Annotated in this window: 11 protein-coding genes; 5 read left to right on the plus strand and 6 right to left on the minus strand. The window is 69.7% G+C overall.

From position 1 onward, the window contains the following. Window positions 1-65: 65 nt before the first annotated feature. Window positions 66-515, plus strand: a complete 450-nt coding sequence (locus OWM54_RS29515) for an OsmC family protein (RefSeq protein ID WP_223748405.1) — start codon at window positions 66-68, stop codon at window positions 513-515. 3 nt (window positions 516-518) lie between these two features. Here OWM54_RS29515 and OWM54_RS29520 read toward each other — a convergent pair whose 3' ends face one another. Next, window positions 519-938: a winged helix-turn-helix transcriptional regulator gene (locus OWM54_RS29520; RefSeq protein ID WP_223748406.1), complete on the minus strand. Its 420-nt coding sequence runs from the start codon at window positions 936-938 to the stop codon at window positions 519-521. A gap of 135 nt (window positions 939-1,073) precedes the next feature. Between OWM54_RS29520 and OWM54_RS29525 the strand changes: the two genes are divergently transcribed. Together OWM54_RS29525 and OWM54_RS29530 are read left to right on the plus strand one after the other, a co-directional pair. After that, window positions 1,074-2,321, plus strand: a complete 1,248-nt coding sequence (locus OWM54_RS29525) for an MFS transporter (protein WP_267699666.1) — start codon at window positions 1,074-1,076, stop codon at window positions 2,319-2,321. Window positions 2,322-2,384: 63 nt separating this feature from the next. Then, a complete protein-coding gene (locus tag OWM54_RS29530) occupies window positions 2,385-3,146 on the plus strand; it encodes a sulfotransferase (protein WP_223748408.1) in 762 nt (253 codons plus the stop codon). Here the strand turns inward: OWM54_RS29530 and OWM54_RS29535 are convergent. The 3 genes from OWM54_RS29535 to OWM54_RS29545 all read right to left on the minus strand — a co-directional run bounded on the left by OWM54_RS29535 (window position 3,076) and on the right by OWM54_RS29545 (window position 5,549). Further along, window positions 3,076-4,062 (minus strand): sulfotransferase domain-containing protein, encoded by a 987-nt coding sequence (locus OWM54_RS29535; RefSeq protein ID WP_267699667.1) that lies wholly within the window; start codon window positions 4,060-4,062, stop codon window positions 3,076-3,078. The two genes, OWM54_RS29530 and OWM54_RS29535, sit on opposite strands and share 71 nt — an antisense overlap. A gap of 136 nt (window positions 4,063-4,198) precedes the next feature. Continuing rightward, entirely contained in the window at window positions 4,199-4,543 is a 345-nt protein-coding gene (locus OWM54_RS29540; RefSeq protein ID WP_267699668.1) for a DUF3703 domain-containing protein, read from the minus strand. A gap of 88 nt (window positions 4,544-4,631) precedes the next feature. Next, a complete protein-coding gene (locus OWM54_RS29545) occupies window positions 4,632-5,549 on the minus strand; it encodes a cation diffusion facilitator family transporter (protein WP_267699669.1) in 918 nt (305 codons plus the stop codon). A gap of 700 nt (window positions 5,550-6,249) precedes the next feature. Between OWM54_RS29545 and OWM54_RS29550 the strand changes: the two genes are divergently transcribed. Continuing rightward, window positions 6,250-8,076 carry a BamA/TamA family outer membrane protein gene (locus OWM54_RS29550; protein WP_370640365.1) on the plus strand — a complete coding sequence of 609 codons (1,827 nt, stop codon included), beginning with the start codon at window positions 6,250-6,252 and terminating at the stop codon, window positions 8,074-8,076. Window positions 8,077-8,087: 11 nt separating this feature from the next. Here OWM54_RS29550 and OWM54_RS29555 read toward each other — a convergent pair whose 3' ends face one another. Continuing rightward, window positions 8,088-8,864 carry a hypothetical protein gene (locus tag OWM54_RS29555; protein WP_267699670.1) on the minus strand — a complete coding sequence of 259 codons (777 nt, stop codon included), beginning with the start codon at window positions 8,862-8,864 and terminating at the stop codon, window positions 8,088-8,090. Window positions 8,865-8,981: 117 nt separating this feature from the next. Between OWM54_RS29555 and OWM54_RS29560 the strand changes: the two genes are divergently transcribed. Further along, window positions 8,982-11,189: an alpha/beta fold hydrolase gene (locus OWM54_RS29560; RefSeq protein ID WP_267699671.1), complete on the plus strand. Its 2,208-nt coding sequence runs from the start codon at window positions 8,982-8,984 to the stop codon at window positions 11,187-11,189. Window positions 11,190-11,320: 131 nt separating this feature from the next. On the opposite strand, the gene OWM54_RS29565 is transcribed toward OWM54_RS29560, so the two are convergent. Continuing rightward, window positions 11,321-11,524, minus strand: a complete 204-nt coding sequence (locus tag OWM54_RS29565; protein WP_141332297.1) for a cold-shock protein — start codon at window positions 11,522-11,524, stop codon at window positions 11,321-11,323. Between the last annotated feature and the right edge of the window lie 171 nt (window positions 11,525-11,695).

Genomic DNA, 11,695 nt, shown 5'->3' on the forward strand with positions numbered 1-11,695 from the left:
GCCGGAACGACAAAGGGGCCCCTATGCTCGGGCCCGAGGACACACGCAACGCAAGGAGGCAGGACGTGGAAGGATTTCCGCTGAGGCTCACGTGGAAGGGCTCCACCGCGAGCGAGTACAGCCGCAACGCGGTGGCTGGCACGGATGGCAAGCCGGACATCCTGGTGAGCGCGGGGACGGGGTATGGCGGTGAGGACTCACGCTGGAATCCGGAGGACCTGCTCGGGGCCTCGGTGGCGCAGTGCCACCTGCTCACGTTCCTGGCGCTGGCGAAGAAGCTGCGGCTGGATGTGCGCTCGTACGAGGACCAGGTGACGGTGTTCCTCGACACGGTGGAGAAGGTGAAGCGGGTGAACAAGGTCCGCCTCGCGCCGCTCATCCGCGTGGCGCCGGGCACGGACGTGGAGAAGGTGCGCGAGATGTTCGTGAAGGCGCACAAGTACTGCTTCATCGGCCAGAGCATCACCGCCGAGGTGGTGATGGAGCCGACCATCGAGGTGCAGTCCGAGGCGTAGCGCTCAGCGCTTCCTGCGCGGCTTCTGCTCGGACACCTTCTTCACGACGGCGTCCGAGCACGCCAGGGGCCGGCCGTCCTCGGCGCGCAGCTCCAGGGGGCGCACCGGCCTGCCGTGCTCCGTGTCGACCAGTCGGGAGCGGGGCTCGTCGGGTTGGAAGCAGTGGTGCTCGCCCCACTGCCGCAGGGCCACGATGACCTGGAACAGGTCCTTGCCCTTGGGCGTCAGCGCGTACTCGTGGAACGCGCTCCCGTCGGACGCGGCCACCGTCTCCAGGATGCCGTGCGCGACGAGGTTGCGCAGGCGGCCGGAGAGGATGTTGCGTGCCACGCCCAGGTTCTTCTGGAGCTCTCCGAAGCGGCGCAGGCCGTCGAACACGTCCCGGAGGATGAGCAGGGACCACTCGTCACCGAGGATGTCCACGGTCCGCTCGACGGGGCACTCGGCCTGGCTGTGGGGTTTTCGCTGCGCCATTCGGAAACGGAGGTTGCCACATCCCCTCCGGCCCGTTAACTCCCCGCTGGTTTCATTTTGAAACCAGATGCGGGCAGGTGGTGGATGCGACGGGAGTCCAAGGTGGTGGAGCCTGCGGGCAGGGGGGCGCCCGGGCTGTCGGGCGCGGTGACGGGGTTGTTGGCGGTGGCCTGCGGGCTGGCCGTCGCCAACGTCTACTACGCGCAGCCGTTGTTGGATGCGATGGCGCGGGAGCTGGGGTTGCAACCCACGACGGTGGGCGTGGTCGTCACTGTCACGCAGGTGGGGTACGGGTTGGGGCTGTTGCTCCTGGTGCCGCTGGGAGACCTGGTGGAGCGGCGTCGGCTGGTCGCCCTGCAGATGCTGCTGTCGGTGGCGGCGTTGACGCTGGTGGGGCTGGCGCCCTCGGGCGCGGTGTTGCTCGGCGCGCTGGCGGTGGTGGGGCTGCTCGCGGTCGTCACGCAGGTGTTGGTGGCGTTCTCCGCGTCGCTCGCGTCGCCAGCCGAGCGGGGCCGCGTGGTGGGGCTGGTGACGAGCGGGGTGGTGATAGGCATCCTGATGGCGCGCACCGTGGCGGGCTTCCTGTCCGATGTCGCCGGGTGGCGCTCCGTCTATCTCGTGTCGGCGGGCGCGACGTTGCTCGTGGCGCTGGCGCTGCTGCGGGTGCTGCCTCGCGAGCGTGCGCGCACGCGGCTGTCCTATCCGGAGCTGCTGCGCTCGGTGCTCACGCTGTTCGTGGAGGAGCCCGTGCTGCGGGTCCGCGCGGTGCTCGCGCTGTTGGGCTTCGCCGCGTTCAGCACCTTGTGGACGCCGATGGTGCTGCTGCTGGCGGCGCCGCCGTTCTCGCTCTCGCACACGCAGGTGGGCCTGTTCGGCCTCGCGGGGGTCGCGGGCGCGCTGGGGGCGTCGAGGGCGGGGCGGCTGGCGGACCGGGGCTTCGGGAATCGGACGACGCTGTTCGCGCTCGGGCTGCTGCTGGTGTCGTGGGTTCCCGTCGTGCTGACGCAGACGCACCAGTCGCTGTGGGCGCTGGGGTTGGGAATCATCGGTCTGGACCTGGCCATCCAGGCGTTGCATGTGACGAACCAAAGCGAGCTGTACGCGGTCCGCCCGGAGGCGCGCAGCCGGTTGGTGGCGGGCTACATGGTCTTCTATTCCATCGGCAGTGGCGCGGGCTCGCTCGCGTCCACGGTGGTGTTCGCGCACGCGGGTTGGGTGGGCGTGTGCGTGCAGGGGGCGACCATCGCCGCCGTGGCGCTGGGGTTCTGGGGCGTCACGCGACTGGCGGCGCGGGAGCGGGGATTCGCGAGGGCTCGCCGCGTCTCGTCATGACGTGGGGGCTCGATTCGTGAGACGCCTGCCCTCCGGTCCCGGGGGTGATTCGTGGAGCAGGTGGTGCGCAGGTCGCCGCTGTACACATTCGTCATCTGTCCGAACAACAGCGGCAGCACGTTGCTGGTGCGGCTGCTGGCCACGTCGGACCAGGTCTCCGTCTTCGACTCGATGAACCACGAGGGACAGTGGCTGGTGCACCGGGATGACCCGGAGGCGATGCCCATCCCCGATACCGAGTCGGACGAGCTTCGCAACTGGACGACGAACGAGGCGAAGTTCGCGGACCCCCAGCGCTACCACTGGGAGCGCATCAAGGCCGTCTGGCATCGCGCGTGGGATTTGGGCAAGGCGGTGCTCGTGGAGAAGAGCCCGCCCATGGTGATGGCCGCGCCGCTGTTGCAGGAGCAGTTCGCGCCCGCGCGGTTCATCGTCTCGGTGCGCAGTCCGTATGCCTTCGCCGAGGGCGTGCGGCGCAAGCGCGGCTATCCGCTGTCCGTCGCGACGGCGCATTGGGTGCGCTCCAGCCGGCTGCAGCTCCGCAACCGGGCCGTGCTGCGAGGCTCGCTCTTCTTCCGGTACGAGGACCTCTGTCAGTCCCCGGAGACCATCGCCGCGAGAATCCTCGAGTACATCCCGGAGCTGGGGCGGCTGGATGTCGGCCGCGCGTTCGACATCATGGGCGAGCGCAGCACCATCCGGGACTTCAACGGGGACTCGCTCGGACGCATGAGCGCCGCGGACCTGGAGGAGATCAACACGGCGCTCGCGGGCCATGAGGACGTGCTGGAGGCGCTGGGCTACGAGCGCCTCGTCCGGGCTTGAGCGGGTGGGGATGACCGCAGTTGCTGGCGAAGCCGTGCGTAGGAGGGGATGCCGAGTGGCACCTCGATGTCCGCGCGCCAGGTCGCGGCGAGCGCGTCGTGCACCGCCGCGGACAGCTCGAGGAGTCTCCCACGCGGCCGGCTCGGACCTTGGTGGTCTGGACCTCGGGTGGGAGCGCGGTGAGTCGATTGACGGCCTCGGTCGTCGGGTGGTCGTCGAACTGGGACTCGTGCGCGTGCATGAACTCGAAGGTGGACTGCTTCGTCACGAGCGCGACGAGCGCGTCGTCCAGGGGGATGCCCATGAAGGCGCCGATGCGTCGGACCGCGGACGCCAGGTCCTCCTTCATGTCCTCGTAGGCGAGCAGCAGCACGTCGTCGCGCTCGCGGACGCTCCACCAGGCGCGCAGGTGTTCCCAGTAGCGGCCGAAGCGCGCGTCCTTCAGGAAGATGCCGAAGCAGAACTCCTCCACGCTGACGGAGTCGGGCTCGAACATCCAGCCGTTCACGTAGTGGTAGAAGGACGTGAGCGTGTCCGCCGGGTCTCGCATCACGTGGATGTAGCGCCCGCCCTTCGGCACCCGCTCCCAATGCAGGTGTGTCTTGAACGCGCGCGGTTTCGCGACCTGGGGCCCCGCGAGGTCGACGCCCGGGAGGGGTGGGCTCTCCAGCCACGGGACGACGAGGGAGATCTCCTCGAAGCCCATGTCGCCGCGCGTGCGCAGGCCGTGGACGATTTGCTGCGTCCACGTGGTTCCGCACTTGGGATAGGTGGCGACGAAGATGTCTGTCGGCTCCACGTGGAAGTGCGCGGGGCCGGAGATGGGCTCGCGCCATGCGCGCAGGGCTTGCAGCTCCGGAAGAGATTTCGGCAGACGAGATGATGGCTGACGGTGCGCGGCGTCCAACGTGGTCATGCGGCCTGTCCCCCAGGTGGAGTGACTCCACCCGCGCGGGAGCCTAGCGTCAGTCCGTGCACGCATCGCGTGCCGCGTTCGTCACGGGCCTTGGTCGAAGGCGGTTCGACGCGGGATGTCACCTCGACGCGGGGAGTTATCGCGCGGCCAGGATGGCGCGGAGGTCCTCGGGGATGTCCATGGGTGTGAAGATGCCCACGTTGGCGCCGCCCGTGTTGCCCAGCGGCGCGCGACCGAGCCACGAGCCCGGCGCGGCCAGGATGAGTCGCGGCAACTGTCCGAGCAGCTCCCGCCAGTCTCCGTGTCGAACGGCCCAACGGAACATGGCGCCGTGGACGCGCAGGTGGGGCCACGCATGGGCCTGACTCAGGACGTGGGCGCGCTCCAGGAAGCGCCAGGCGTCTTGATGGGCACCGCGTGCATGGGCTTGCTCGGCGCGGCGCAGCTCGAGGTCGAAGTGGGTTCGCAGGGTCGGGGTCATCGGAGGTCTCGGTGGGGCGCTGGCGAGGGGGGCATCGTCAGGGCGAGGGAGTCGAGGTCGGCGGCGGGGCCGGACTCGCACGGTGCCGTCAGGCGCATGCGGCGTGGCGGGTGTCACCAGGGGCGCAGGGGTGGCAGGTCGCGGCGAGCGCGGGTTCGAGTTGGAGTGTGACGTGCTCGATGCCGAACGTGTCGTGCAGCCGGGCCTTCAGCGAGGGGACGAGCGCCTCGGTGCCGGACGGCGCATCCACCACGAGGTGGGCGGTGAGGGCCGACTCGGTGGTGCTCAAGGCCCAGACGTGGAGGTCGTGCACGCCGGTGACACCGGGCGCCTGCGTCATGAGGCTTCGCACCGCGCCCAGGTTGATGTTCGCGGGAACGGCCTGCAGCGCGAGGTTGAAGGAGTCCACCAACAGCCTCCACGTGCTGACGAGGATGAGCAGCGCGATGCCGAGCGTCACCACCGGGTCCAGCCACGCCTGCCCCGTGAAGTAGATGAGCGCGCCGCTGAGCACCACGGCGAGCGACACGCCCGCGTCGGCCGCCATGTGCAGGAACGCGCCCCGCACGTTGAGGTCGTTCTTGCGCCCCTTCCAGAACAGCAGGGCCGTGGCGGTGTTGATGACGACGCCGATGCCCGCGACGCTCATGACGGTGAGGCTGGCGACGGGCGCTGGCTCGCCGAAGCGGCGGAGGGCTTCCCAGCCGATGGCGCCGACAGCGACCAGCAGGATGAGCGCGTTGAAGAGGGCCGCGAGGATGGAGGCACCGCGCAGGCCGTAGCTGCGCCGCTCGGTGGGCTGGCGTCGGGCGAGGACGCTGGCACCCCAGGCGAGCACGAGCCCCAGCACGTCGCTCAGGTTGTGGCCCGCGTCCGCGAGCAGCGCCAGCGAGCCGGAGAGGAAGCCGTACAGCGCCTCGATGGCCACGAAGGCCAGGTTGAGCGTGACGCCGAGCGCGAAGGCTCGGCCGTGTGACGTGGGCGCGTGGCTGTGTGAACCCGACATGGGGAAAGGGACCTCCAGGAATGGATGGCTCCGGGGGCGAGCGCTCGAGGACCCACGAGCCGCGACCCGCCGTTCATCGAGGAAGACGCCACCTTTCGCGCGGTATTACAGCGGCATTTTCCGAGGGTTTTCGACGGCGAGCGTGCTGCCAGCGGGGCCGTTGCTTGGGAGGCTCCGCGCGGCGGATTCGGTTCCGACACAGGGCCCTGGTCGTCCAGCGACTCGGGCGACAGCCACCACCGAGAGGCCCGCGCCAGGAGCCGCACCGAAGGCGGTGCTCCGTGCACGTGGTGGTGCTGTCTGGGGTCCTTGGACCTGGGCGGTTCTTGCCCGAGCGATAGCCTGGACCTCACGGAGGGGGCCGACGTCGACGGACCGCGCCATCCGAGCTTCCCGCGATGAAGATGCTCGCCAGGAATGCGGCGCATGCCAGGATGGTGGGGTGGCGCTACCACTGGTTGCCCTCATCGTCGTTCCTCTTGCCCTGACTCCACTCCAGGCGGAGCCTGTCGTCGCGTTGCTGTCACCTGCCGCGCTTGTCGCGACGCCACAGGGCGTGCAGGCGGCCCCCAGCCCCGAGAAGCGGGCGCCTGTCGTTGCGTCTCCGCCACGGGTCGCGCTCGTCGCGACGCAGCAAAGCGAACTGGCGGAGCCCGTCTCGGAGACCCCGACTCCCGCCGTTGCGTCGCCGCTACTGGGCGTGACGCAGCAAAGCGAACTGGCGGAGCCCGTCTCCGAGACACCGGCTCCCGTCGTCGCGACTCCGCCGCCGGACGCGCCCGTCGCGACACAGCAGGGTGAGCAGCCCGAGGGCGCCACGGTGGAGCCTCCACCCGCGCGCGCACCCGGGCTGACGCAGGAGAACTACGAGGAGGCCCTCGTCGTCGAGTCGCTCGTCCGGCATGGCCGCCAGGTGGACCCCTCCCCGGAAGGAAAGCCGCTCTCGGATGTGCTCGTGGACACCGAGGAGGTGGTGGCCGAGAGCGACCCGTATCCTGACTTCCTCAACATCTTCCACGTGCGCACGCGCGACGAGGTCGTCCGGCGCGAGGTGCTGCTGCCGCTCGGTCAGCCCTACTCCACGCGCCTCGCGGAGGAGACGGCGCGCAACCTGCGCGCACTGCGCCTGTTCTCCGTGGTGCGAGTCGTCCCGCTCGTCGGCAAGACGCCCGGCACGGTGTCGCTGCTCGTCGTCACCAAGGACATCTGGTCGCTACGACTCAACAGCGACTTCTCCGCGGTCGGCTCGCTGCTCCAGTACCTGCGGCTGCAGGGCACGGAGCAGAACTTCCTGGGCCGGGGCAAGAAGCTCGCGGTGGACTTCATCCTGCGCCTGGACACGCTCAGCCTCGGACAGAGCTACACCGACCCGCGCGTGCTAGGCAGTCGCTGGTCGTTCACCGAGTCCGCCGCCATCATCATCGGACGCGAGAGCGGCCAGGCCGAGGGCTCGCGGGGCAGCGTCTCCGTGAGCCGGCCCCTCTACTCGCTGTCGACGCCGTGGAGCGTCAGCTCATCCGTGGCGTGGAACGTGGAGACCAATCGCGTCTACCGGGGCGCGGACATCTGGCAGCTCCCGTTCCCCGGTGGCCCGACGGTGCCCTACGTGTACCGGACGGAGGAGGTCGCGGGCGCGGCCTCGTACACGCGCTCCTTCGGCCTGCGCTACAAGCTCAACCTGAGCGGCTCCGTGGGCGCGTACCACTACGCCTACGACCCGCCGAGGTCGTCGATGTTGACCGAGGACCAGTCCGCCTGGTTCCGGCGCAACTACCTGCCGCGCGCCGAGGACGCGGGCTACGTGTCCATGTCCCTGCGCGCCTTCGAGGCCCGCTACGAAGTCCTCCGCGACGTGGACTCCTATGTCCTCTCCGAGGACTACCAGATGGGGCACTGGCTCTCCGCGACGCTGCGCTACGCGCCACCCGTCTTCGGTGACGACACGCACTTCACGGAGGCAGGGCTGGCCGCGCGCTACCGCCTGCGCTGGGGCGAGGCGCTCACCACTGTCGCCGCCTCCGGCTCCATCCGTCGACAGATGGGCGACGCGGCGACCTGGAACAACCGCCACTGGGCCGCGGAGCTGACGCAGGTGTCGCCCAAGGTGCTCGGAGGACGCTTCGTCGCGCGCGGCCTGCTGGACGTCAACATCGACGACCTGTTCGACCGGGTGACGCTCCTCGGTGGAGGCAACGGCCTTCGCGGCGCGCCCGCGGACGAGTACTCCGGCAAGCGGATGTTGCTCGTGAACGTGGAGTACCGCACCGCGCCGCTGGTCATCAAGACCGTGCACGTGGGCGGCGTGCTCTTCCTCGACTCGGGCAGCGCGTTCAACGACAGGCCGGACATGGTGACGTCCGTGGGCGTGGGCCTGCGGCTGCTCTTCCCGCAGTTCAACGTCAACCCGTTCCGCATCGACTTCGGCTACGTGCTCAACGGCGACCGGCCTCCCATCGGCAGCCGCTTCACGTTCGCCGGCGGCCAGGTGACGGACCTGCGCCCCAGCTTCCTCGACTCACCGCTGTAGCCCCGCGTCGCTCACGGGGGCTCGACGCGCAAGAGCTCCCGGAACAACACCTCGGCGACATCCCGGAACAGCTCCCCGGACGCGAGCAGTCCGCCGCAGTGGTGCGGCTCCCTCGCGAGCGTCAGCGCCACCGCGCGCTGGAGCACCGCGTCCCAGAAGGGCTCGGAGCCGTCGGGCAGGAGGAACTCTCGGATGATGGCGCGCGGCCAGGGCAGCACCGTCGTCGGGTCCGCGTCGCTCAGCGAGGTGAAGCAGTCCAGGTCCACGTCCAGCAGCACCCGCTCCGCGTCCTCCATCACGTTCCGCACCGCGTCACCCGGAGCAGGGTGGCTCCACGCCTCGGACGCGCGGTCCACCGTGGGCACCACCACCAGTCGGTGCGAGCGGCCTCGCGTGTCCACGTAGGTGTCCCCCGCGAAGGCGCCCCGGGGCCGCGTCCGGGCGATGAACAACGCATCCGCCACCAGCCCCGCCTCCATCGCCGCGAGGATGTGGTCGTAGTTGCGCACGTCCAATTCCCACCGGGCGTGCTCGTCCAGCGCTCGCAGGCCCGCCGAGCGGTCCGGCACCGCCTCCGGCCTCCGGGGCACCACCACGTCCAGGTGGCGGTCCAGCGTGACGAGCAGCGCGGCGGGACCGGAGTCCCCCAGAGCCATGGCCCAGGAGGGCAGGGCGAGCCGGTGGGGGTCGAAGACGTACGCGTCCGTCGGCCCCCGGCCGCCTCCCAGCCCCAGCCGGATGATGCCCGCCAGGCGCAGGTGGAGCAGGGCGTCGTCGTCGGTCTTCATGCCTCGGGAATCCTCGCGTCCGTCGCGGGTTTGCTCAGCTTGCGCGGCGGCCGAGTGTAGGCTTCCCCGCACCTTTCCGTGAAAGGAGCCCCGCCGCTGGCGGGAGTTCGACTACGCATGCGCCAGGTCCTCGCCGCAGCGCTCATTTTCGTGAGCGCGCCCGTATACGCCCAGGAGATGAAGCCCCTCACCATGCCCCAGACGGCGCACTCGCAAGACCCCTTCTTGAGGCAGCTGTCGGAGACCCGCAACTTCTCCAGCGGCCGCCCGGTGAGCGTACGGGTCACCCCGGACGAGAAGCAGGTCCTCTTCCTGCGCACCCAGGACACCTCCAACGTCCAGACGCTCTACGCGTTCGACGTGGCGACCGGGGAGGTGAAGGAGGTGCTCACCCCCGAGGCGCTGCTCAAGGGCACCGAGGAGACGCTCACCCCCGAGGAGAAGGCCCGCCGTGAGCGCATGCGCGTCAGCGCCCGGGGCTTCACCTCGTACCAGATCTCCGACGACGGCACGCGCCTGCTCGTCCCGCTCTCCGGCCGGCTCTATGTCGTCGAGCGCGCGAGCGGCAAGGTGACCGAGCTCAAGACGGGCCCCGGCGTGCTGGACCCGCGCTTCTCCCAGGACGGCAAGCAGGTGGCCTACGTCCGCGAGAACGACGTCTACCGAATCGACATCGCGGCGAACAAGGAGCAGCGCGTGACGAAGGGAGGCACCGCCGAGAAGACGCACGGCGTGGCCGAGTTCGTCGCCCAGGAGGAGATGAGCCGCTTCTCCGGCTACTGGTGGAGCCCCGACGCCAGGCGCGTCGCCTACACCGAGTCCGACACCTCGGAGGTGGAGAAGCTCACCATCGTCGACGTGATGCACCCCGAGCGCGGCGGCGAAATCTTCGCGTACCCGCGCCCCGGCAAGCCCAACGCCAAGGTGCGCCTGGGCGTCACGGCCGTCACCGGTGGCAAGACGACGTGGGTGCAGTGGGACGCGGCGAAGTACCCGTACCTGGCCACCGTGGTGTGGCCCAAGGGCGGCCCGCTCACCATCCTGGTGCAGAACCGCGTCCAGACGGAGCAGCAGCTGCTCGCCGTCGACCCGGCCACGGGCAAGACGCGGGAGCTGCTGGTGGAGAAGGATTCGGCCTGGCTCAACCTGGACCAGGACTTCCCGCTGTGGCTGGACGATGGCTCGGGCTTCCTCTGGTACACCGAGCGCAACGGCGGCCCGGAGGTGGAGCTGCGAAAGGCGGACGGCTCGCTCGACAAGAGCTTCGTCAAGCCGGACGCGGGCTTCCGGGGCATGACGCGCTTCGTGCAGAAGGACCGCACGCTGTTCTTCAACGGCGGCCCCAACCCCACGCAGAGCGTGTTCTGGCGCGTGAAGGACGGCGGGGCGCCCGAGCGCGTGACGAAGAACGGCGAGGGCATCGAGGGTGGCTCCGCCTCGCGCGACGGCGGGGTGTTCGTCGTCAACACGTCCAGTCTCAAGAGCATGAGCCGCACGGAGGTGCTGCGCGCGGACGGCACGCGCGTGGGCCAGCTGCCGGAGGTGGCGCAGGAGCCGCCCTTCGTCCCCAACACGGAGCTCAGGCAGGTGGGCCCCAAGCGCTACTGGGCGTCCATCACCCGCCCGCGCGACTTCAAGCCCGGCAAGAAGCTGCCCGTCATCGTCGACATCTACGGCGGCCCCACCACCACCGTGGTGCACCACAGCATGGCCGCGCACCTGATGTCCCAGTGGATGGCGGACCAGGGCTTCCTCGTCGTGAAGTTCGACGTGCGCGGCACCCCCCTGCGCGGCGCCGCCTGGGAGCGAGAGGTGAAGTACGACTTCGCCACCGTCACCCTGGATGACCAGGTGGACGCGCTCCAGGCGCTGGCCAAGGAGCTGCCCGAGCTGGACCTCAAGCGCGTGGGCATCCAGGGCTGGAGCTTCGGCGGCTACATGGCCGCGCTGGCCGCCCTCAAGCGCCCGGACGTCTTCAAGGCCGCGGTGTCCGGCGCCCCCGTGGTGGACTGGCTCGACTACGACACGCACTACACCGAGCGCTACCTGGGCCTGCCCCAGGAGCACCCCGAGGCGTACGAGAAGAGCTCGCTGCTCACCTACGCCAAGGCGGACAAGCCCATCGGCAAGCTCTTGCTCATCCACGGCACCGCGGATGACAACGTCTACTTCTTCCACACGCTGAAGCTGAGCGACGCCCTGTTCCGCGCCGGCAAGCCGCACGAGCTGCTCCCGCTGAGCGGCCTGACGCACATGGTGCCCGACCCGCTGGTGAAGCAGCGCCAGTGGGAGCGCGTGATGGAGCACTTCAAGAAGAACCTGTGACGGGCGCGGGCCCGGGCGCGTCCGCGCGCCCGGGGGACGCTCCGGAAAGCAAGAGGCCCGGTTCCCTGGGGACAGGGGCCGGGCCTCCGTTCGTGAGCCCCTCGCGGGGAAGGGCTCATCGCAACGACGTCTCAGGCGGCGCGAACGTTCTGCGCCTGCAGGCCCTTGGGGCCACGCGTCACTTCGAACTCCACCTTCTGACCCTCGGCGAGGGTGCGGAAGCCGTCCATGTTGATGGCGGTGTGGTGGCAGAACACGTCCTCACCACCGCCGTCCTGGGTGATGAAGCCGAAGCCCTTCGCGTCGTTGAACCACTTCACGGTACCGGTTGCCATTGCACTTCCTTCAGTCTCGCGGGGCGACGCGTGAGAGTCGCCCGTTCTTCCCGCCCCCCGACGACCGGGAGACATGTCCGGTTTTAGTGAAACGCCTGCCTGGAAGTCCAGCCAGCGACCTGAAATGCCCGGTTTGCATTGAGGCCGGGCATCTCAGTCAATACTGACGCG

Origin of the sequence: Myxococcus sp. MISCRS1, from assembly GCF_026626605.1 — a bacterium.
In the GTDB taxonomy this organism is placed as follows: domain Bacteria; phylum Myxococcota; class Myxococcia; order Myxococcales; family Myxococcaceae; genus Myxococcus; species Myxococcus fulvus.